Genomic DNA, 22471 nt, shown 5'->3' on the forward strand with positions numbered 1-22471 from the left:
ATAAAGAAAGAGGGTAAGCACGTATGACAGAAGTGAAAGAACAAGTAGCTTTAATTACTATTTTTGGCGGTACGGGAGATTTGGCAAATCGCAAACTTTACCCTTCGCTATACCATCTCTTCACGAAAGGCTTTTTGAAAGAAAATTTCGCAGTGATCGGTACAGCTCGTCGTCCATGGACCAATGATTTCTTCCGTGAAAAAGTCGTAGAATCATTGAAAGGCATCGAAAAAGAAGGCTTCGATCCAGAAGAATTTGCGTCACATTTCTACTACCAATCGCACGATGTAACCAATCGTGAATCGTATGTCGAGCTGAAAGATTTATCTGATGAACTCGATAAAAAATACGAACTACAAGGAAATCGCCTATTCTACCTTGCTATGGCGCCAAATTTCTTTGGAACTATCGCAAGTCGATTAAAGTCAGAAGGTTTTGTCGATAATGCTGGATTTAGCCGTTTGATCATTGAAAAGCCATTTGGTCGCGATTTAGCAAGTGCCCAAGAACTCAATGAGTCACTGCGTCAAGCGTTTGATGAAAACGAGATTTACCGCATTGACCATTACTTAGGCAAAGAAATGATACAAAATATTTCCGTGATTCGTTTTGCGAACTCTATCATTGAATCGCTTTGGAATAACCGCTATATTGATAACGTCCAAGTAACATTGAGTGAAACGCTTGGTGTAGAAGATCGCGGGCGTTATTATGAAGAAAGTGGCGCGCTTCGTGATATGGTTCAAAATCATATTTTACAAATCGTATCCTTGCTTGCGATGGAGCCACCGATTAAATTAACCACACAAGAAATTCGCCATGAAAAAGTGCGCGCGCTCCGTTCTCTGCGTGTCATTGAAGGCGACGATGTGTACAAATATTTCGTACGCGGGCAATACGGTCCTGGAACAGTAGACGGCAAAGAACTGCTCGGTTACCGTCAAGCAGAGAATGTCGATTCCGATTCTAATACCGAAACATTTGTCGCAGCGAAACTCATGATTGATAATTTCCGCTGGAGCGGCGTTCCGTTTTATATTAGAACCGGGAAACGTCTTGCGAAGAAAACAACGCAAATTGCGATTCAATTCAAAAACGTACCGATGAACCTCTTTGGTCCAGGCCAATCGCTTGGAGGAAACGTGCTGGTGATACATATTCAACCAGACGAAGGTATCACGCTACACATGAATGTCAAAGAACCCGGCCAAGGAATGCTGACCATGCCAGTCAACCTGAACTACGCACACTCCTCACCAGACGGCATGAACACACCAGAAGCCTATGAAAAATTAATTCAAGACTGTCTAAACGGCGACGCAACATACTTCTCACATTGGGATGAAGTCTCCCTATCATGGAACTTCATCGACAAAGTAGCCGCAGTCTGGTCGAATTCAAAAGAACACTTCCCGAACTACACATCCGGCACAATGGGACCCAAAGAAGCGGATAAATTGGTGTCACAGGATGGATTTGAGTGGTTTGAATAGAGAAATGCTGAAGAAGCCCGTTAGACCCGAAAAAATTTGTTAGGGGGCGCAGTAAAAGTCCTCTTTTGACTTTTGCGGAGGCCACGAAATTTCCGAGAGGCTGGCTCTTGAAGCTGGATCCGGAGGCGTGGAACATGACGCAAACCCCAGAAAAAACTCCAGGTCTGTTTTACCTCCACAACCCGTGAAGTAAAACAGACCTGGAGTTTTTTTCTCTCTTCATCCACTCTCCCAATGTTGTTCCTTTTTTCACAAATCCATGTTACAATTAAAAGGAATACACAGTAAAAGGAGAATCAATATGCCAGAAAGCATTGACGATTATATCGATCGCGGTATCCATGGCGCAAAAGAAATTAATCCTGCCGAACGCAAAAAGTATCTCGGCACCTTTCGAGAACGTGTCGAAATCCAGATGAGTAAACAAGAAGTTTTTCAAAAATATTGTACCAAAGAATTAGAACAGGAAATGAAAGATCACCCGAAGGCCAAACTGCTCTTAAACGGCTCCATTTCCTATGAAATATTGCGTTCTTACATCATGTTGGCAGAAAAGCATAAGATGCCATTCTCGATTGTGGCACGCGAAGACGACGATACACCGATTGGCCTTGTTCTAGCGGAAGACCACGAAATCAACCGGGAAGATACGCATCTCCACGAAACGCCGGTTATTACAGAAGACACCACCGGAAAAGTCAGTCTGCTGGACAAAATCAAGGCTATTTTTCAAGAGTAAGGAAGTGTTTCACATGCTCCACACGATTGTACTGGCACTCGCCATTCTCATTTTTTTACAAACAATTTATTTTTTCATACGCAAAAATACCGATATGGGCGTGATGTTCCTGCTCATCGGTATCGCATTGCTTATTATTTCGACGATTGGTTAAATGTAAGAGGCTCGCCGGTGTTTATCGCTGTGCGCAGCCTTTTTTGCATGTCGCCAATTCCTCGTGTTCCGTGAAGCGGGAATGAAAATCGTTGTTTCCCATCTGTAATCGCCGCTAACAAAGGTTCGAATTTCTTTCCTCCAAGCATCACCATTGTCTCCTGCTCGATTCCGAGTGCTTGCCATTGCTGCTTTAATTCCTCTAACGAAATCGTATCTTCGGTCACACCTCGCGCAGTAAACCGCACGTCATACATCCCTAAAACAACGGAATCAGGCGTTAAAAAACCATACTTCGGCGATAAAACCAGATAATCCCCATCAAATTTTTCAGCATAGGTCCGGCATAAACGATGAAAGTTTCCGGTATACGCTTGGCTCGCCGTCACCGGTCCCGCGTCCTCCTGCTTGTCCCAAATCTTTGGCTTTCCTGATGGTATAATAATCATGATGTCCCCTCATCCATTGGGTATTCCCACAAAACAATCTTACCGCGAGGCTCCGTTTTATCATATTTCGGCTGATATAAAAATCCGGACTTGCGCAAAACTTGAATCGAATGCGGATTACTCTCGAAGCTTCTAGCAAATATACGCTTGATTTCTGGTTGTTGTTTCAGCCATACCAACAGCTCCCCTAACGCTTCTGTCACATAGCCATTATTTTGATACGCCGGCACAATGCTATACCCCAACTCGATTTCCCCTGTTTCTTCTGGCTTCCCTTGTCCGCCAATTTCTCCGATGACCTTGTTCTCCTCTTTCAACACGATTAAGTGCGTCCATTTCGTCATCTCTGGCTCTTTTTTCACGCTTTCCAATACATATGGTAGGTAAAAAAAGAAATCGATGCCAGGCCAGTCTCTGGACACCTCATAGCCTGATACGCGCTCCAATTCGTCCACACCAGCAATCGTCGCTTCAATCCATTCCAAACTGTATTCTACTAACAGCAACCGTTCCGTTTCTAATTTCCCCATGTCCATACCTGACTTTCCGTTTCAATATATCTTCTCTCTAAAATTATCAAATTCTACCTCATTACGCAAACTTTTTGCAGAATGTCACCTGTTATTATCACCACATACTAATTTTTTGAAAACTTTTTTCATTATCATTGTACACGCTTACATTATTATCTACCAACCGATTTAGCTATGTATTCTAGTTTTTCAATGAAATCCAAAAGCAACAAATTTTCAAATAACGGTTGACATTTCCCCGTCAAAAGCTATAATTAATAATAATATTACATTGATTGATATTTATTGAATTCACATAGGCTACATACGAATGAAGTATCTCATTGTTGATAAATTTGATTTAGAGGAGTTAATGACTTATGAAAACATCTAACCGAAATGACGTCATTACAATTTTATTACTCTAGCAAGGGTCTGGAACACTGTTTAAAACAAGCAGTCGTTTAGATCCTGTTTATCATTAAATGGGATTCTTATCTAAGCATCCCATTTTTTTACTCAAAAATGGGATGCTTTTTTGTTGCCAAGATGCGTTATCAATGTCATTTTTCGCTTTAAAAGGTCATGCTAGTTGATATATTCTAAAAATTCAGCTTCGACCAACAATTATAATAAAGAAACGGGGAATATGCTCATGCGTAGTGATAAAATTAAAAAAGGTGTCGAACAAGCTCCAGCCCGGAGTCTTCTGCACGCAACCGGTCAAATCAAAAGTCCAGGTGATATGGATAAACCATTTATCGCCATCTGTAACTCTTACATCGATATCGTTCCAGGTCATGTGCATTTGCGTGAGCTCGCGGATATTGCGAAAGAAGCGATTCGTGAAGCTGGTGGTATCCCGTTCGAATTTAATACGATTGGGGTCGATGATGGGATTGCGATGGGTCATATCGGGATGCGCTATTCCCTTCCGAGTCGCGAGGTTATCGCGGATGCGGCGGAAACGGTTATCAATGCCCACTGGTTTGACGGGGTTATGTATATTCCGAACTGTGACAAAATTACGCCTGGTATGTTGCTTGCCTCTGTGCGTACGAACGTGCCGGCAATCTTCTGTTCTGGTGGTCCGATGAAGGCTGGGCTTTCTGCAACAGGTAAAGCCTTGACGCTTTCTTCTGTATTCGAAGCGGTTGGTGCTTTTAAAGAAGGTAGCATGTCCCAAGAAGAATTTTTAGATATGGAAGCAAATGCTTGTCCGACGTGTGGATCGTGTGCTGGGATGTTTACAGCGAACTCGATGAACTGCTTGATGGAAGTGCTCGGTATGGCGGTTCCGTTCAATGGAACGACGCTTGCTGTATCGGAGGCGCGCCGTGAGTTGATCCGCGAATCGGCGTTCCACTTGATGGATCTTGTGAAAAAAGACATTCGTCCTCGCGATATTATTACGCGTGATGCGATTGATGATGCTTTCGCGCTAGATATGGCGATGGGCGGCTCGACAAACACCGTGCTACACGTTTTGGCTTTGGCGAACGAAGCGGAAATTGATTACGATTTGGAGCGCATCAATGAAATCGCAAGTCGTGTCCCTTACCTCTCCAAAATCGCGCCGTCCTCTGCGTATTCGATGCATGATGTCCACGAGGCTGGCGGTGTTCCTGCTATTATGAAGGAGCTTGTCGACCTTGGAAATGCGATTCACCCCGACCGGATTACGGTGACTGGTAAAACGATTCGTGAAAATGTCGAAAATGCGAAAATTAACAATACGGACGTGATTCATCCAAAAGAAGATCCGTATACAAAAACGGGCGGTCTCTCCATCCTATTCGGAAATATCGCGCCAAAAGGTTCGGCGATCAAAGTCGGCGGCGTGGACCCATCGGTATCCGTCTTTACCGGAAAAGCGATTTGTTTCGATTCGCATGACGCGGCTGTTGAAGCGATTGATAATCATACGGTTCGCGAAGGTCATGTGGTCGTGATTCGCTATGAAGGTCCTCGTGGCGGTCCGGGAATGCCGGAAATGCTTGCTCCGACGTCTTCTATCGTGGGACGCGGACTTGGAAAAGATGTGGCGCTAATCACGGACGGTCGCTTCTCTGGTGCAACACGTGGCATCGCGATTGGTCACATTTCTCCTGAAGCGGCGTCTGGTGGTCCGATTGCCTTGATTGAAGATGGCGATACGATCGTGATTGACTTGCCGAATCGGACGCTGAATGTCGATGTGGCGCCTGAAGTTTTAGAGGCTCGTCGCGCTGGGATTCCTAAATTTGTTCCTAAAATTAAAAAAGGCTATCTGGCTCGCTATGCTGCACTCGTGACATCAGCTCACACTGGTGGCGTACTGCAACTTCCGGATGATTTCTTAGAGTGATAAGGAGAGGTGAAGAAAATGATCAAAGTAGAGAAGGAAACGACGACAAAAAGCGGTGCGGAGCTTTTAATTGATGCTCTGAATGCGCAGAATGTAGAGATGATTTTTGGCTATCCTGGTGGGGCTGTGTTACCACTATATGATGCGTTTTATGATTGCGATATTCCGCATATTCTGACGCGTCACGAACAAGGCGCGGTGCACGCAGCGGAAGGTTATGCTCGCGTCACTGGAAAAGCTGGCGTTGTCGTCGTTACAAGTGGACCTGGTGCAACGAATGCTTTAACGGGAATTGCGGACGCGATGAGCGATTCAATCCCGATGGTCGTTTTCACTGGCCAAGTTGCCACACCTGGTATCGGAAAAGACGCGTTCCAAGAAGCCGACATGATTGGCTTAACGATTCCGATTACAAAATATAATTACCAAGTACGCGATGTGAAAGATATTCCGAAAATTATTAAAGAAGCTTTCCATATTGCCACAACGGGTCGTCAAGGTCCCGTCGTGATTGATTTACCGAAAGATATGTCTATCGCAACAACCGATAAGGTCAACGATGACACGATTCACTTGCCAGGTTATCAGCCTACCGTGAAGCCAAATGGCATGCAACTTGAAAAATTGATGCAAGCTTTAGCGGTTTCTAGCAAACCGGTTATCTTAGCTGGCGCTGGTGTGAATCATTCGCGCGCGACGGCGGAACTACTCGATTTTGCGGAACGCTATCAAATTCCAGTCGTGAACACGCTACTTGGACTTGGTAGTTTTCCACAAGATCATCCCCTCTTCCTCGGAATGGGCGGGATGCACGGTTCTTACGCAGCAAACATGGCGCTGACGGATCCTGATTTGCTCATTAATTTTGGCTCGCGGTTTGATGATCGCATGGTTGGCTCGCCACAAGAGTTCGCGAAACATGCGGTGATTGCGCATATCGATATCGACCCTGCGGAAATCGGCAAAGTCTTAACAACGAAAATTCCGATTGTTGCGGATATTAAAGAAACGTTGACGCAACTGCTGGAAATGACTGTAACGGAGGAAGCGGACAAAACGCATTGGTACAAGCTAAATATGACGCGTAAAGAACGCCATCCCTTCACGTATAATCGGGATTCAAAAGCGGAAATCAAACCGCAAAAAGTGATTGAGATTATCGGGGAGATTACGGAAGGCAAAGCGCTTGTTGCTACCGATGTTGGGCAGCACCAAATGTGGGTCGCGCAATTTTATCCGTTTCGTCATGATCACCAAATTATGACGAGTGGCGGACTTGGTACGATGGGCTTCGGTTTCCCAGCGGCAATCGGTGCACAACTTGCTTATCCGGAACAAACAGTCGTTGCTTTTGTTGGCGATGGTGGTTTCCAGATGACAAATCAGGAACTCGCGATTTTGAATGACTACAACATCAATTTGAAAACGGTCATTATTAATAACGGATCGCTTGGCATGGTGCGGCAGTGGCAAGAAAAGTTCCACAATGAACGCTTCTCCCACTCCATTTTCCAGAGTCAGCCTGATTTTGTTAAACTCGCGGAGGCTTATGGCGTGAAAGGTGTTCGTTTGACGGATCCAGAAACATTGGCCGCAGATTTGGAAGAAGCGTTTGCCTATCCTGGCCCAATCGTTATCGACTGCGTTGTATCGCCGAACGAGCTAGTACTACCAATGATTCCACCAGGCAAGGCGAATCATCAAATGGAAGGAGTGGAATAAATGCGACGTATCATTACAGCAACTGTTAATAACTCAAGTGGTGTGCTAAATCGGATTACCGGTGTTATCTCGCGTCGCCAATATAACATTGATAGTATCTCTGTTGGTTGGACCGAAACGCCGAATGTTTCCCGCATTACCATCGTCGTTCATGTCGATTCGCTCTATGAAATTGAACAGGTGACGAAACAGTTAAACAAGCAAATCGATGTGCTAAAAGTGAGTGATATTACCGATGATCCACATATGGAGCGGGAACTGGCTTTAATTAAAGTCAACGCCCCTGCAACGACACGAGCGGAACTTAATTCGATTATTGAGCCGTTTCGTGCGACGATTATCGATGTTGGTAAAACGAGCGTTGTTGTGCAAGTCGCGGGAACGAGTGAAAAAGTCAATGCATTTGTTGACAGCATTCGCCCATATGGCATACAACAAATGGCTCGCACCGGTGTTACTGGCTTTACTCGTAGCGCTAAATAATCATTTTGAATCCCAGAAAACCTTTTTTCTGAGAAATATATAAAGATAATTTATGGAGGTTAGGAAAATGACAAAAGTTTATTATGAAGATTCGGTACAAGAAAGCGCGTTAGAAGGTAAGAAAGTTGCGGTAATTGGTTACGGTTCACAAGGCCATGCGCATTCGCAAAACTTACGCGATAACGGGAACAATGTCATTATTGGGATTCGTGAAGGAAAATCAGCCGAAGCTGCTCGCAATGACGGTTTTGAGGTTTTATCTGTGGCAGATGCTACGAAAGCGGCGGACGTCGTGATGATCCTTTTACCAGATGAAACGCAAGGAGATACTTATGAAGCTGAAATCAAGCCGAATTTAGAAGCTGGAAATGCCTTAGCTTTTGCGCATGGTTTTAACATTCATTTTGACGTAATTAAACCACCTGCTGACGTGGATGTGTTCTTAGTAGCACCAAAAGGTCCAGGACATTTAGTTCGTCGTACATTCGTGGAAGGTGGCGCGGTTCCGGGATTATTCGCGGTTTATCAAGATGCTACTGGAAAAGCAACAGACATGGCATTATCTTACGCTAAAGGCATTGGCGCAACTCGTGCCGGTGTTATCGAAACGACATTTAAAGAAGAAACAGAAACAGATTTGTTCGGTGAGCAAGCGGTATTATGTGGCGGTACCACGCATTTAGTACAAGCTGGTTTCGAGACATTAGTTGAAGCTGGATACCAACCGGAACTTGCGTATTTCGAAGTATTACACGAGTTGAAATTAATTGTTGACTTGATGTATGAAGGTGGCATGGAAAAAATGCGTGATTCGATCTCAAATACAGCGGAATACGGCGACTACGTTTCTGGCCCACGCGTTGTAACGAGCGACACGAAAAAAGCAATGAAAGAAGTCTTGACGGACATCCAAAACGGCAACTTTGCCAAAGCATTTATTGATGATAATAAAAATGGTTTCAAAGAATTCCATCGTTTGCGCGCAGAACAAAAAGGACACCAAATCGAAGCGGTTGGTGCATCTCTACGCGAAATGATGCCTTTCGTCAAACCACAAAAATAATAGGAAGAGAATTGGGGATTTAGAAAACCTGCAGCGTTTCAACGGATACTTAGATTCTAGGAAAAGTCGGGCACTGGAGCGGCATGTACGATTTGTACGTGAGCACTAGCGCGCAGACTTTAACGACGAAGATAAGTGTTTATCGAAACGCTGCCCCCTTTTCTAATGAGGTGAAAACTATGGCTTATATTCAATTTTTTGATACGACCCTACGTGATGGTGAACAAACGCCGGGCGTCAATTTTAATCAACAGGAAAAAATTCAGATTGCGCGTCAGCTTGAGACTTACGGGATTGATGTGATTGAAGCGGGATTCCCGATTGCGTCTGACGGTGATTTCCATTCGGTGAAAGAGATTGCTAGTATTATTAAGAATGCAACGGTTTGCGGGCTTGCTCGTGCTGTGGAACGTGATATCGACCGCGCTTATGAGGCGTTACGCGGTGCTGCGAGTTCCCAAGTACACGTTTTTCTTGCTACTAGTGATGTACATATGAAGCATAAATTAAACATGAGCAGGCCGCAGGTGTTGGCGTCAATCAAACACCATGTCGCGCATGCTCGAAAACTTTTCCCAATCGTTCAGTTTTCACCAGAAGATGCGACGCGTACGGATCCTGCTTTTCTAGTGGAAGCTGTGCAAACCGCGATCGATGCTGGGGCGACGGTGATTAATATTCCGGATACGGTTGGCTTTACGAACCCAACGGAATTTGGTGCCCTCTTCCGCTACTTGCGTGAAAATATTCCGCGTTTTGATGAAGTTATTTTCTCCACGCATTGTCATGATGATCTTGGGATGTCGGTTGCGAACGCGCTTGCTGCCATTGAGAATGGGGCGCGACGTGTGGAAGGAACAATCAACGGTATTGGCGAACGTGCTGGGAATACAGCGCTTGAAGAAGTTGCTGTGGCGCTTCATATTCGCAATGATTACTACAAATCAGAGTCCGGTATTATTTTGAATCAGACGAAGAAAACGAGTGATTTGATCAGCCGCCTTTCTGGTATGCCTGTTCCGCGTAATAAGGCGATTATCGGTGGTAATGCTTACGCGCATGAATCTGGTATTCACCAAGATGGCGTTTTGAAAGAACCGACGACGTACGAGATTATCACGCCTGCTTTGGTTGGTGTCGAGAAAAACTCACTTCCACTTGGAAAATTGTCTGGTCGCCACGCTTTTGTGACACGTATGGAGGAACTTGGCTATACGATGACCGACGATGAGAAAAATGACGCGTTTAAACGATTTAAACATTTGGCAGATGTGAAAAAAGACGTGACCGAAGACGATTTACACGCGTTGATTCTTGGGCAAACGTCCGAAAAAGCAGATGATTACGAGCTGAATCACTTGCAAGTACAGTACGTGACGGGTGGCGTTCAAGGTGCGATTGTCCGCATTCATACGGAAGACGGTTCTGTTTTAGAAGATGCAGCGACTGGCGCCGGTAGTATTGAAGCGATTTATAATACGATTAACCGTCTGATGGAGCAAGATGTCGAGCTCACAGATTACCGCATTCAAGCGATTACTGCAGGACACGATGCACAAGCTGAGGTTCATGTTATCGTTAAAGACAAAGATGGCGCGACCTACCACGGGATTGGCATTGACAACGATGTCCTCACCGCCTCCGCCAAATCTTACCTCCACGCCAGCGCCAAAGCAAACGAAGCAAAACAGCAAACAAACGAGGAGGTACCAGTCAAGTGACCTATTCCATTACAGCCCTTCCTGGCGACGGGATTGGACCAGAAATCATGGCTAGCGGTCTAGAAGTTCTAGCAACCCTCGCCGAGAAATTCCAACTAGATTTTAAAATTGAAACACATCCATTTGGCGGTGCCGGCATTGACGCCTTATCCGACCCACTTCCAGAAACAACACTTGCCGCTTGTCAAAAAGCAGACGCGATCTTGCTTGGCGCGATTGGTGGTCCAAAATGGGACAATGCACCGAATCGGCCAGAACAAGGATTGCTTGCCTTGCGTAAAGCACTAGGCCTGTTCGCAAATATCCGCCCTATCCAAGTTCCAACCACGATTGCCCACCTCTCTCCATTAAAAAAGGAAATTGTAGAAGGTACCGATTTTATCGTCGTCCGCGAGCTCACTGGTGGTATTTATTTCGGCGAACCGAAGCATTGGGATGAAAACAGCGCGGTGGATACATTAACGTATACGGCCTCAGAAATCGAGCGCATCGCAGTACAAGCTTTTGAGTTGGCAAAAACGCGTCGCAATAAGGTGACTTCGGTGGACAAAGCGAACGTGCTAGCGTCCAGTAAACTATGGCGTCAAGTCGTCGAACGCGTCGCTGAACGCTATCCTGAAGTCACGCTAGAACATCTTTATGTCGATGCTGCGGCCATGATTCTTATCCAACGCCCGACCACTTTTGATGTTATCGTGACGGAAAACATGTTTGGTGACATTTTGAGCGATGAAGCCTCTGTTATCACCGGTTCACTTGGCATGTTGCCTTCCGCGAGCCATCCAGCATCCGGTCCATCATTATACGAGCCGATTCACGGTTCCGCGCCAGATATCGCCGGTCAAAATATTGCCAACCCGATGTCGATGATTTCATCCGTGTCAATGATGCTACGCCAGTCTTTTCAACTTTTCGAAGCGGCGGATTATCTTGACAAAGCGGCCGCGGATACCATGGAAGCAGGATTTTTAACCAAAGATCTTGGCGGGAATACATCGACCACAGATTTTACAAATGAAGTTAAAAAACGAGTTAAAGGAGGAGAATAACAATGGCTAAAACAATGTTCGATAAGTTGTGGGATCGTCACGTCATATTTGGGAAAGAAGGTGAACCGCAACTGTTATACATCGACCTGCATTTGGTGCATGAAGTTACCTCCCCTCAAGCTTTTGAAGGATTGCGAATGGAAGGAAGACAAGTTCGCCGCACGGATCGCACGTTTGCTACAATGGATCATAACGTCCCGACCGAAGATATTTTCAACATTCATGACGTCGTTGCAAAAAAACAAATCGATGCGCTTCGCAAAAACTGTGAAGAGTTTGGCGTCACGCTTGCCGATGTTGGTAGTGAACGTCAAGGAATCGTGCACATGGTCGGACCTGAAACGGGGCTAACACAGCCTGGCAAAACAATCGTATGTGGTGACTCGCATACCGCAACACATGGCGCTTTCGGAGCGATGGCTTTTGGCATTGGCTCGAGTGAAGTGGAACATGTCCTTGCTACGCAATCCATCTGGCAACAAAAACCTAAATCAATGGGTGTCAAAATTAACGGGACGCTTCCAAAAGGTGTTTATGCAAAAGACGTTATTCTGCACCTGATCGCAACGTATGGCGTCGCGTTTGGTAGTGGATATGCCGTCGAATACTACGGGGAAGCCGTTCGGAATATGACGATGGAGGAACGCATGACGATTTGTAACATGTCCATCGAAGGCGGCGCCAAAATGGGCATGATGGCACCAGATGCCACAACGTTTGCCTATATTAAAGGGCGCGAATATGCACCGACAAATTGGGATGCAGCAATCGCGGATTGGGCGATTTTGCCAAGTGATCCTGATGCGACTTATGACCGCGATATCGAAATTGACGTCTCCGATCTAGCACCGTATGTCACTTGGGGAACCAATCCTGGCATGGGCGTTCCAGTCACAGAAGCATTCCCAGCAATCGAAAGCATCGACGACGAGCGTGCCTATCAATACATGGGACTTGAACCTGGCCAATCAGCCTCCGAAATCGATCTTGGCTACGTCTTCATCGGATCTTGCACCAACTCACGACTTTCGGACCTCGAAGAAGCTGCTCAAATCGTAAAAGGCCACCAAGTCGCATCCGGCATCCGCGCGATGGTCGTTCCTGGTTCCCGCCAAGTTCGCCTTGCCGCAGAACGCATCGGTCTTGACCAAGTTTTCATCGATGCAGGTTTTGAATGGCGCGAGCCCGGCTGTTCGATGTGTCTCGGCATGAACCCCGACCAAGTACCAGAAGGCATTCATTGTGCCTCGACATCCAATCGTAATTTTGAAGGACGTCAAGGTAAAGGCGCACGAACACATTTGGTGAGCCCAGCAATGGCCGCAGCAGCAGCGATTCACGGTCGCTTTATCGATATTCGCAAAGGAGTGTGGCAAAATGGAAGCAATGGTGTTGCATAAAGGAAAAACTGTAGCCCTGATGAACGATAACATTGATACCGATCAAATTATCCCGAAACAATTTCTAAAACGCATCGAACGAACTGGATTTGGCGAATTTCTCTTTGACGAATGGCGCTACCTTCCCGATCGTTCCTTGAACCCAGAGTTTCCGCTGAACGCTCCTGACCGACAAGAAGCTACCATCCTTGTCACCGGTGAGAATTTTGGCTGTGGATCCAGTCGTGAACACGCTCCTTGGGCCCTACTCGACTACCGATTCCGCGTCATCATTGCCGGCGGTTACAGCGATATTTTTTATATGAACTGCACGAAAAACGGTATTTTGCCCATCAGTTTGCCAAAAGAAGCACGCGTGAAACTGGCGGCTATTCCGGCGAACGAAGAAATAGCCGTCGATTTGCCGAAGCAACAAGTGATTAGCTCGGTAGGCACGTATGATTTTGATATCGATGCGACCTGGAAAGAGAAATTTATCAAAGGCCTCGATGATATCGCCCAAACGATGGAGCATGAATCCATGATTACCAATTACGAAAACAAGGCACGCGCCTATTAAAAATGAGGATGTGAGGATGTTATGGAAATGGTTGATGTCGATGCTTTAGTTAGCAAACAAGACGTGCTCGACGCGTATGATACGTTAAAATCTATCGTCAAGCACACGCCACTCGAAAAAGACTACTACTTATCACAAAAATATGACTGCAACGTCTACTTAAAACGCGAAGATTTACAGTGGGTTCGTTCGTTCAAACTGCGCGGCGCCTATTATGCCATCGCCCAACTAACCGAAGAACAACTGAAAAATGGCGTCACGTGCGCAAGTGCTGGAAATCATGCACAAGGAGTCGCCTTCACGTGCCAAAAACTAGGCGTACCAGCAACAATCTTCATGCCAACAACGACACCCCAACAAAAAGTATCGCAAGTTCGCTTTTTTGGCGGTGAGTTTGTCGAAGTTCGCTTGACTGGTGATACATTTGACGCTTCCGCCTATTCGGCTAAGAAGTTTAGCGAAGAGCATAACAAGGCGTTCATCGCGCCATTTGATGATCCAGATATTATCGCTGGTCAAGGAACGGTTGCTGTTGAAATGCTCGATGATCTAGGCTCTGAAAGCTGCGACTTCGTATTTGCTGCGATTGGCGGCGGTGGCTTGGTTTCAGGTGTTGCGTCCTATGTGAAAGCAGTGCGTCCTGATACCACAATCATCGGCGTAGAGCCAAGTGGTGCACCATCAATGGCCAAATCATTACTCGCTGGCAAAGTTGTGAACCTGCCGAAAATCGATAAATTTGTCGATGGCGCTGCAGTGAAACAAGTCGGGGAACTGACGTACAAACATTGCGAGAAGCTTGTGGATGAAGTCACAGAAGTCGATGAAGGCGAAGTTTGCTCAACGATTCTAGACATGTACACGAAGCAAGCCATTGTCGCAGAGCCAGCTGGTGCCCTCTCAGTCGCGGCACTCAACCATTTCCGCCCACAAATCAAAGGCAAAAACGTCGTGTGTATCGTCAGCGGTGGGAATAACGACATCAATCGGATGCAAGAAATTGAAGAACGGTCCCTCGTTTTCGAAGGCCTGAAACACTATTTCATCGTCAATTTCCCACAGCGTCCAGGTGCCTTGCGTGAGTTCGTAAACGACGTCCTCGGCCCATATGATGACATTACCAAGTTCGAATACACAAAAAAAGTAAACCGGAATCAAGGACCCGTTATCATCGGTGTCTTGTTAGAAAATCCGAATGACTACGAAAAATTGCTTGAACGCATTGCTGTTTTTGATCCTAGTTTCATGCCGATTAATGACAATCAAATGCTCTATACCTTGCTTGTATAATGCAAAACACAGTCTGTAAGCCCTCCTTTCTTGAGGAAACTTACAAACTGTGTTTTTTTCATTAAAAAAGATTGAGCAACTACCAAAAAATCGGCAATTACTCAATCTCAATCCACGTTCTCGCGCTAGAATTAAAGTTTTGTTACTTTATCAGCTTGAGGTCCGCGTTGTCCTTCTACGATTTCAAATTCCACTTTTTGACCTTCATCAAGTGTTTTGAAACCTTCTCCTTCGATTGCGCTGAAGTGTACGAATACATCGTCGCCACCTTCAACTTCGATAAATCCAAAACCTTTTTCGCCATTGAACCATTTCACTGTACCTTCTTGCATGTGTCAAAAACCTCCAAAAATTTTTTCTTAATATGTTCCTTTTACAAATTAAAAACTTACTGGGAAACTGCTAAACAACAAGCTCACCTTGGTTTTCATATAAAAATTCACATATTATAAAAGATACTCATAGTTTAAGGATCAGTACCCTTTATAACATGTGAATAAGCTCTTGCTAAGCACCTACAGCATCCCAACAAACCACCTGTAAGGGCAATATTAATTTTATCAATACAACCATTTTAACGCTTTCATTCTAAAAATGCAAGCAATATTTACCTAAGTGCGCCATTATTGCGACAACTTAAAGATAGTTTGGAGCATAACCCATATAAATCGGCGACAAGCGCTCGCATTCCATCGGGGCCGTGGACTTCCGGTTCTCATGTACAGTCGTACACTCCGCTTCCGGCTTCCGCGATCCCGATGGAATACAAACGCTTTCGCTCGATTTGTGTAAAGCAATATATACTTTTCTACCCGAAAAAAGATTTCGCGATGCCTTACTTATTTTGTATGCTATTAACCGTAGTATTTTTATTTAATAATACTACGATCTTTTATGCGCCATTTTACTAGTAAGTTATGCAGTGGTTCGCGGACGAGGAAGTACACGCCAAGCGAGATAAAGATGGACGCGATTCCGAATAAGAAGCCGCCAAATACATCGGTTGGGTAGTGAACGCCTAGGTACACACGGGAATACATGATGAAGAATATCCAGCCTAGTGCAACGACACCAATCACGATTTTCGCCCACATTTGTCTTACAGTGAAAATCAAGAACATCGCTGCTAACCCGTAAAAAATCGTCGTGCCTGTCGCGTGACCACTTGGAAAACTAAAACCGGTTTCTGAAATAAGACGGTCAAAGTTTGGACGCGGACGCTCAAAAATATGTTTTAGAACCGTATTCATTAGAACCGCACACACTAGTACTGTTCCGCCGAACCATAGTCCAACAACGAATTTACGCAAGATGAATAGAACAACCACGGCAATTACCGTTAAAATAATCGCCAGTTCTGCGCTACCGAAGAACGTTAAATTCTCGATTAGACTCGTTTTTGAAGCGGATATGTTTGTTTGGATACGGCTGATCCAGTTTAAATCGAATTTGACCACCCATCTTGGTTCGGAATTGACCGCTAGTGCGACAATAACGAAAATCAACAAGGCAAACCCGCCAATAGTGAATAATGGTATGGCTTTCTTTTTGTTTGTATTCATAGATTTACTCCTAACTTCACTTGTTTTTTTGTAGGAAGGCTTGAACTTCTTCCACCATTGCTTGATACTGCGCTTGTTCCTTGGTATCACTTTTCTCAATCAGATTGATCGTTGTATCCGTAACAGCAAGCGTCCCGTGGTACACAAAAGTAGCATTACCAATCAGTTGCAGATGTAGCGCGCCATCTGAATCTTTGCTGGCAGTGACTTTGACGCGACCACCGTTATTATACACATGAACAGGCGTTTCCAGTTTATCATTGTGAAGCAGTTTTTTCATCAGACTTGAGGCCGACATTGCCGTTCCACAAGCATTCGTAAAGCCAACTCCACGCTCAAAAGTCCGAACGTAGATAGTGTCTTCCGCCAATTCCTTGACAAAGCTGACATTGACACCATCTGTAAAATAAGGATTTTCGCCGTTTAGGTACGTGGAAAGCTTCGTTTGTTTATCGGAGTCGAGCGTCGCCTGGTCCACAAAGGTGATTAAATGAGGATTGGGCACCGCTACTGCTGAAAAACGCAACTCATCGTCAAACGCCGGAACCTTCTTATCTATCATTTGCGCTTCATCCCAGTTTAATGGCAACGTTTCTGGCGCGAATAAAACCGGCGAAATTTCAACTTGATACGTTGGAATACCAGCGCCGATTTCTTCCGCTTTCGATACGTGTAGTGTCGCCTTCATCGTCTCGACGGTTGCTTCTTGCAAGTCATGCTGTTCTAGCAGGTAACGCGCCACCGTACGCAAGCCATTTCCACACATCGATGCTTCAGAGCCATCTGCATTAAAAACGCGCATACGGCCGATTGAGGCGTTATCTGAGCTTTCTGAAACGAACAAGATACCATCCGCGCCACCGAGCATTTCATCTCGATCACAAATACGGACTGCTAACTTCGCTCGATCTGCATCTTGCCAATGACTGAGATTATTTTTAGTCTCATCAATAAGAAAGAAATCATTTTGCGAACCATGTACTTTAATGAAGTTAATGTGTGCCATCAAGGTCCCTCCGTTTCTATGAACTGAAGGTCCTCTGTAAGCACCAGTAGCTATCAAAGGACCTCAGATTTCCATTTTTATTAGTTTTGATAGTTCTCCACTACAATATCCGCACATCGCTTACACAACGTTGGGTGATCATGATTCTCGCCAACATCTTTCTTCACGACGCGGCAACGTTCGCATGTTTCGCCTTCTGCTACCGTGATTGCAACCGCAACATGGTGATCTTTCACCGCGTTGGCCGGCGCTCCTTCTAAGCCTTCCACTAATTCAAAATCAGACACGATTAGTAGTTGTGCGAAGTCGCCTTCCAATGAATCAAACAATTGTTTCGCTTCGCCATCCACGAACAGCGTCACTTTTGCTAGCATCGATTTACCGATAATTTTTTCATTACGCGCTTCTTCCAATGCTTTTTGAACCACATCGCGAATTTGCATGAATTGATCCCATTTCTCCGTGATCGCTTCTGTCGCAGGATAATGCTTCACTTCCGGCATCTCCGTCAAATGAATGCTCGCCGCGTCTTGATCCGCTAAATGCGACCAAACCTCGTCCGCCGTATGTGGTAAAATCGGTGCCAATAACTTCGTCAAAACAACGACCGCTTCATGGAAAACCGTTTGCATCGCGCGACGGTCTTTGCTATCCGCTGCTTCGATATACACAACATCCTTTGCAAAATCCATATAAAATTGGCTAAGTTCTACCGTACAGAAATTATTGATTTGGTGATAAATCGTTGAAAACTCATACTTATCATAGCTTGTACGAACATTTTTAACGAGCTCATCTAGTTTAATTAGTAAATATTGATCGACTTCACGTAAATCTTCATAGGCAATCGCATCCATTGCTGGCGCAAAATCAGAAATATTTCCGAGCAAGAAACGCATTGTGTTACGAATTTTGCGATAGACTTCCGATACTTGTTTTAGAATATTATCACTGATACGCACATCTGCTTGATAATCCACAGAGGCAACCCACAAACGCACGATATCCGCGCCTAATTGATTGATAACTTTTCCTGGAAGCATCGTGTTTCCAAGTGATTTACTCATTTTACGACCATCGCCATCTAAGGCAAAACCGTGACTTAAAACGTTGCGGTACGGCGCTTCGCCACTAATAGCTACACTCGTCGTTAACGAGGAGTTGAACCAACCGCGATATTGGTCAGAACCTTCCATGTAAAGATCAGCCGGGCGATTCAGATAAGGACGTGCCTCAAGAACGGCTTGATGACTTGATCCTGAATCGAACCAAACATCCATAATATCGTTTTCTTTCGTAAATTCACCATTTGGACTACCTTCATGCGTGAATCCAGCCGGTAATAAATCTTTCGCTTCCCGCTCAAACCAAATATCCGATCCATGCTCGCGGAACAATTCAGAAACGTGATTAATCGTCTCGTCCGTGATGATAGAATCGCCATTTTCCGCGTAGAAAATCGGAAGTGGCACACCCCATACACGTTGGCGCGAAATAACCCAGTCCCCACGATCACGAACCATATTGAATAAACGCGTTTCGCCCCATGCAGGCGTCCAAGTCACCCCTTGCACAGCGTCTAATAACTCTTGACGGAATGCATTAATCGATGCAAACCATTGCGGTGTCGCACGGAAAATAACCGGTTTCTTCGTACGCCAATCATGCGGATACGAGTGCGTAATGAATTCCATTTTTAATAACGCGCCGACTTCTTCCAATTTCTCCGTTACCATTTTGTTCGCCGTATCATAAAACACGCCTTCAAAACCTGGTGCTTCGTCTGTGAAAACACCGCGATCGTCTAGTGGTGCCAATGTCTCTAAGCCATATTTTTGCCCAATGATAAAATCGTCTTCCCCGTGTCCAGGCGCCGTATGAACCGCACCAGTACCAGCTTCTGCTGTGGCATGTCCGCCATTCATCACCAAGGAATCCCGATCGTAAAATGGATGTCTCGTTACAACGCGATCAAGCTCTGCGCCACGAACCGTTTTCACGACCTCAGCCTCTTCCCAACCTAATGTCTCGCGAAGGCTTGGGAACAGTGCTTCTGCCACTACAAATTTCTCGCCATTTACCGCTACCACCACGTATTCTAAATCTGGATTTACCGTAATCCCCATATTGGCAGGAATCGTCCACGGCGTCGTTGTCCAAATCACGATATTCGTACCTTCTTCTAGCGCACCTTTACCATCCGTTACTTTAAACGCCACAAAAATCGAGGCAGATTTCTTATCTTGATATTCAATTTCCGCTTCAGCCAGAGCAGATTCACTAGATGGAGACCAATAAACCGGCTTCTTCCCTTTGTAGATGTAGCCTTTTTTAGCCATCTCACCAAAAACTTTGATTTGCTCTGCTTCATATTCCGGTTGTAGCGTGATGTAAGGATTCGCCCACTCACCAGTCACACCAAGGCGCTTGAATCCTGCACGTTGGATATCCACTTGTTTATACGCATATTCAGCGCAAAGCTTACGGAATTCTGCAACAGACATTTCTTTACGCTTCACACCTTTATTCGCCAGCGCTTGTTCAATCGGTAAACCATGCGTATCCCAACCAGGAACGTATGGCGAACGGAAGCCGCTCATCGATTTTTGACGAACAATCATATCCTTGATTACTTTATTCATCGCATGGCCCATATGTAGCTCACCATTCGCATACGGCGGCCCATCATGCAAAATAAACGTAGGCTTATCCGCATTTTTTTGTTGAATTTGGTCATATAAATCCATCTCTTCCCATTTCGCTTGCCATTCCGGCTCCTTATTCGGTAAATTACCTCGCATTGGGAATTCTGTTTTTGGCATTAATAACGTATCTTTGTACTCCATCAGTTCATTCTCCTTTGTATATCGTTATTTTTTATTCTTGTATTCGACAAGGCTTGCGTATCTCATTTTCAGGTCCAGCTTCAACGGCCAACTCCTCGAAAACTTCACGCCCTCCGCAAAAAGCAAGAGTGGCTTTTCCTGTGCCGCTCCAGTTTTTGTCGGATCTGAACGGGCCGTTTCCGCTTTTCAACACAAAAAACCCCTCCCTCAAAAAAGGGACGAGTCTAAATAGTCGCGGTACCACCCTTGTTGACATCGATCATGCATCTTTGCCCACTTCGTTATATCGTTAACGCCGACTTACGCTTCTTCCTAATTGGCAACGTGTACCTTTCAAAAAAAGAGCTCCAGAGTGATTTCCATATTCTATCCTATTTGCCAGTCTCTCACCATCACCAGCTCGCTTTAAAACAGGATGTATTCAGAACGTGTACTTGTCTCTATTATAGCTTTTCGATATCGTTTTCTTCTACTACTTCTAATTTCTCTGGTTCTGCTGATTTCAATTCGGTTGCATCGACTTCATATTCCATCAATTGCTTCCAATCATCACTCTTGATTAAATCCATCTGCGTTTCTACAAGTAAGCGCAAACGTTCACGGAACACTTTAGACTGACGCTTCAAGTCTTCAATTTCGATGGCAATTTTGCGGGCTTTTGATAACGAATCACTCAAAATACGGTCTGCGTCTTTCTCTGCTTCACGCACGATTAACTTCGCTTCTTTATCCGCATTATCAATCACTTGGTTCGCAGCTTCTTGAGCCACAATCAAGGACTTGTTTAGCGTTTCTTCAATATTTGTGAAATGTCCTAAGCGATCATCTCTTGAAGATAGCGTCTCCTCTAAGCGCTTCTTCTCTTTAATCAGTTGTTCATAATCCTTAATAATTTGGTCGAGGAATTCGTTCACCTCATCCTCTTCATAACCTCTAAAACCACGGCTAAACTCTTTATTATGTATATCCAGCGGTGATAATGGCATGCTCAACACCTCCATATGGTCAAAGCCTAACTAAATCTAGGCTAGCCCTTCTATTATACCATAAAAATTCATTCCATATATACCTGTCTCTTACTATAATAAAATTCTGACCTTCTCGCAAGTATTATCTTCTCAAAAAACGAAAATATTAACGTAAATAACCTATTTCCATCCGAATCTTGTCTTTCTTCGTGTGTCCATTGATTTCTCCCAGTTTAACACGACCATAACCGCGCGCTGAAATAATATCCAATTCCTCACACTCAAAATCAGGATTTTCAACCGTTTTCCAATTCACCTTAACCAGCTTCCCCTGCACGAGTTGTTTCGCTTTTTGGCGGGAAATATTGTGCGCTGTTGCCACGACAAGATCCAGACGCAAACTCGTAATCGTCGTTCCAACATACTCCCAATCCGCGCGCACAGGTAACGCTTGATCCAGACTCAATTCCTCCAACATGATATTCACTTTCCCTATTTTATCGAGTTGCAAACGAATATACTCTTTCATTTCGCCCATCACAAAAAATTGCCACAACTCATTTTCCGTTAAAATATCACCGAAAATATCGCGTTTCATACCGAGTGACATCACCGTTCCAAGAATCATCTGGTGCGACAGTGTCGTGAACTTCACCGGATAGCGAATATCAAACAACGTAATCTGAAAATCAGCATCGGTCGGCTCATAGTAATCCGGATAAATAAGCGCGCGTCGACGTTCTGCATGCGCCACACCGCCCCAGAATTTCACCTTGATATGGTCATAGCCTCCAACCACCGATTCCAAAATCAGGCGCTGACGCGGATCCAAGAAATCCGTCAAACGAGGCGTGTACTGGTCCTCAACCTGCACAATCCACTCCAAGGCTACATCAATAAAACTATGCTCTTCTGCTCTAAAATGTTGATAAATCCCTTCCATGTTCCCCTTACTCCCTTTAACAACAAAATGACCCTTACGAAAAAGCCATTTTGCAATATAGTCGTGCTTTCATAAAACCCATTATAGCACGCTTCCCCGTTTTTTAACACCCACACAATTCCAAAAAATACCGAATGAAAGCACTCCTGATTTCCAGACAGCTTTC

At 44.9% G+C, this 22471-nt stretch carries 21 protein-coding genes and 1 other annotated feature; of the genes, 12 read left to right on the forward strand and 9 right to left on the reverse strand.

Features of this window, described 5'->3' with window-relative positions; genetic code table 11:
* Positions 1-23 precede the first annotated feature (23 nt).
* From zwf to DUK53_RS03790, 3 genes are all read left to right on the forward strand, one after another.
* Positions 24-1493, forward strand: a complete 1470-nt coding sequence (gene zwf / locus DUK53_RS03780; protein ID WP_036130720.1) for a glucose-6-phosphate dehydrogenase — start codon at positions 24-26, stop codon at positions 1491-1493.
* A gap of 301 nt (positions 1494-1794) precedes the next feature.
* Positions 1795-2232 (forward strand): YueI family protein, encoded by a 438-nt coding sequence (locus DUK53_RS03785; RefSeq protein WP_036093672.1) that lies wholly within the window; start codon positions 1795-1797, stop codon positions 2230-2232.
* A gap of 13 nt (positions 2233-2245) precedes the next feature.
* Positions 2246-2386 (forward strand): hypothetical protein, encoded by a 141-nt coding sequence (locus DUK53_RS03790; RefSeq protein WP_124892565.1) that lies wholly within the window; start codon positions 2246-2248, stop codon positions 2384-2386.
* Here DUK53_RS03790 and DUK53_RS03795 read toward each other — a convergent pair.
* Together DUK53_RS03795 and DUK53_RS03800 are read right to left on the reverse strand one after the other, a co-directional pair.
* Complete coding sequence (locus DUK53_RS03795) at positions 2367-2834, reverse strand: DUF6884 domain-containing protein (protein WP_036130718.1); 468 nt, start codon at positions 2832-2834, stop codon at positions 2367-2369. The genes DUK53_RS03790 and DUK53_RS03795 overlap by 20 nt on opposite strands.
* The gene (locus tag DUK53_RS03800) at positions 2831-3364 is read right to left on the reverse strand and encodes a GNAT family N-acetyltransferase (RefSeq protein ID WP_036131368.1); all 534 of its coding nucleotides are present in this window, start codon (positions 3362-3364) and stop codon (positions 2831-2833) included. Before DUK53_RS03800 ends, DUK53_RS03795 begins: the two co-directional genes overlap by 4 nt.
* 637 nt (positions 3365-4001) lie before the next feature.
* On the opposite strand from DUK53_RS03800, the gene ilvD reads away from it, so the two are divergent.
* The 9 genes from ilvD to ilvA all read left to right on the forward strand — a co-directional run bounded on the left by ilvD (position 4002) and on the right by ilvA (position 14980).
* Positions 4002-5693, forward strand: a complete 1692-nt coding sequence (gene ilvD / locus DUK53_RS03805; RefSeq protein ID WP_036093768.1) for a dihydroxy-acid dehydratase — start codon at positions 4002-4004, stop codon at positions 5691-5693.
* Between the two features lie 18 nt (positions 5694-5711).
* Complete coding sequence (gene ilvB / locus DUK53_RS03810) at positions 5712-7415, forward strand: biosynthetic-type acetolactate synthase large subunit (RefSeq protein ID WP_036093675.1); 1704 nt, start codon at positions 5712-5714, stop codon at positions 7413-7415.
* The gene (gene ilvN, locus DUK53_RS03815; protein WP_036080183.1) at positions 7416-7898 is read left to right on the forward strand and encodes an acetolactate synthase small subunit; all 483 of its coding nucleotides are present in this window, start codon (positions 7416-7418) and stop codon (positions 7896-7898) included.
* Between the two features lie 67 nt (positions 7899-7965).
* The gene (gene ilvC / locus DUK53_RS03820; RefSeq protein WP_036093677.1) at positions 7966-8961 is read left to right on the forward strand and encodes a ketol-acid reductoisomerase; all 996 of its coding nucleotides are present in this window, start codon (positions 7966-7968) and stop codon (positions 8959-8961) included.
* Positions 8962-9140: 179 nt separating this feature from the next.
* Positions 9141-10682, forward strand: a complete 1542-nt coding sequence (locus DUK53_RS03825) for a 2-isopropylmalate synthase (RefSeq protein WP_036093679.1) — start codon at positions 9141-9143, stop codon at positions 10680-10682.
* On the forward strand, positions 10679-11731 hold the full coding sequence (gene leuB, locus DUK53_RS03830) for a 3-isopropylmalate dehydrogenase (RefSeq protein WP_036093680.1): 1053 nt from the start codon (positions 10679-10681) through the stop codon (positions 11729-11731). Before DUK53_RS03825 ends, leuB begins: the two co-directional genes overlap by 4 nt.
* Before the next feature lie 2 nt (positions 11732-11733).
* Entirely contained in the window at positions 11734-13131 is a 1398-nt protein-coding gene (gene leuC / locus DUK53_RS03835) for a 3-isopropylmalate dehydratase large subunit (protein ID WP_036093682.1), read from the forward strand.
* On the forward strand, positions 13109-13690 hold the full coding sequence (leuD, locus tag DUK53_RS03840; protein ID WP_036130716.1) for a 3-isopropylmalate dehydratase small subunit: 582 nt from the start codon (positions 13109-13111) through the stop codon (positions 13688-13690). The genes leuC and leuD overlap by 23 nt, the downstream gene beginning before the upstream one ends.
* Before the next feature lie 21 nt (positions 13691-13711).
* The gene (gene ilvA / locus DUK53_RS03845) at positions 13712-14980 is read left to right on the forward strand and encodes a threonine ammonia-lyase (protein ID WP_036093685.1); all 1269 of its coding nucleotides are present in this window, start codon (positions 13712-13714) and stop codon (positions 14978-14980) included.
* 131 nt (positions 14981-15111) lie between these two features.
* Here ilvA and DUK53_RS03850 read toward each other — a convergent pair whose 3' ends face one another.
* From DUK53_RS03850 to DUK53_RS03875, 7 genes are all read right to left on the reverse strand, one after another.
* Entirely contained in the window at positions 15112-15312 is a 201-nt protein-coding gene (locus DUK53_RS03850) for a cold-shock protein (protein WP_036093687.1), read from the reverse strand.
* 537 nt (positions 15313-15849) lie between these two features.
* A complete protein-coding gene (locus DUK53_RS03855) occupies positions 15850-16542 on the reverse strand; it encodes a phosphatase PAP2 family protein (protein WP_036093690.1) in 693 nt (230 codons plus the stop codon).
* Positions 16543-16558: 16 nt separating this feature from the next.
* Positions 16559-17548, reverse strand: a complete 990-nt coding sequence (gene dapF / locus DUK53_RS03860) for a diaminopimelate epimerase (RefSeq protein ID WP_036093692.1) — start codon at positions 17546-17548, stop codon at positions 16559-16561.
* Between the two features lie 80 nt (positions 17549-17628).
* Entirely contained in the window at positions 17629-20394 is a 2766-nt protein-coding gene (ileS, locus tag DUK53_RS03865) for an isoleucine--tRNA ligase (protein WP_036130713.1), read from the reverse strand.
* Positions 20395-20425: 31 nt separating this feature from the next.
* Positions 20426-20587 (reverse strand): hypothetical protein, encoded by a 162-nt coding sequence (locus tag DUK53_RS17455; RefSeq protein WP_156110581.1) that lies wholly within the window; start codon positions 20585-20587, stop codon positions 20426-20428.
* Between the two features lie 18 nt (positions 20588-20605).
* Positions 20606-20850 (reverse strand) — a binding site (T-box leader).
* The gene (locus DUK53_RS03870; protein ID WP_036080160.1) at positions 20838-21380 is read right to left on the reverse strand and encodes a DivIVA domain-containing protein; all 543 of its coding nucleotides are present in this window, start codon (positions 21378-21380) and stop codon (positions 20838-20840) included. (Overlaps the previous feature by 13 nt.)
* Positions 21381-21528: 148 nt before the next feature.
* Positions 21529-22305, reverse strand: a complete 777-nt coding sequence (locus tag DUK53_RS03875; protein ID WP_036130711.1) for a YlmH family RNA-binding protein — start codon at positions 22303-22305, stop codon at positions 21529-21531.
* Between the last annotated feature and the right edge of the window lie 166 nt (positions 22306-22471).

This window comes from Listeria sp. SHR_NRA_18 (assembly GCF_003856515.1).
Classification (GTDB): Bacteria; Bacillota; Bacilli; order Lactobacillales; family Listeriaceae; genus Listeria_A; species Listeria_A newyorkensis.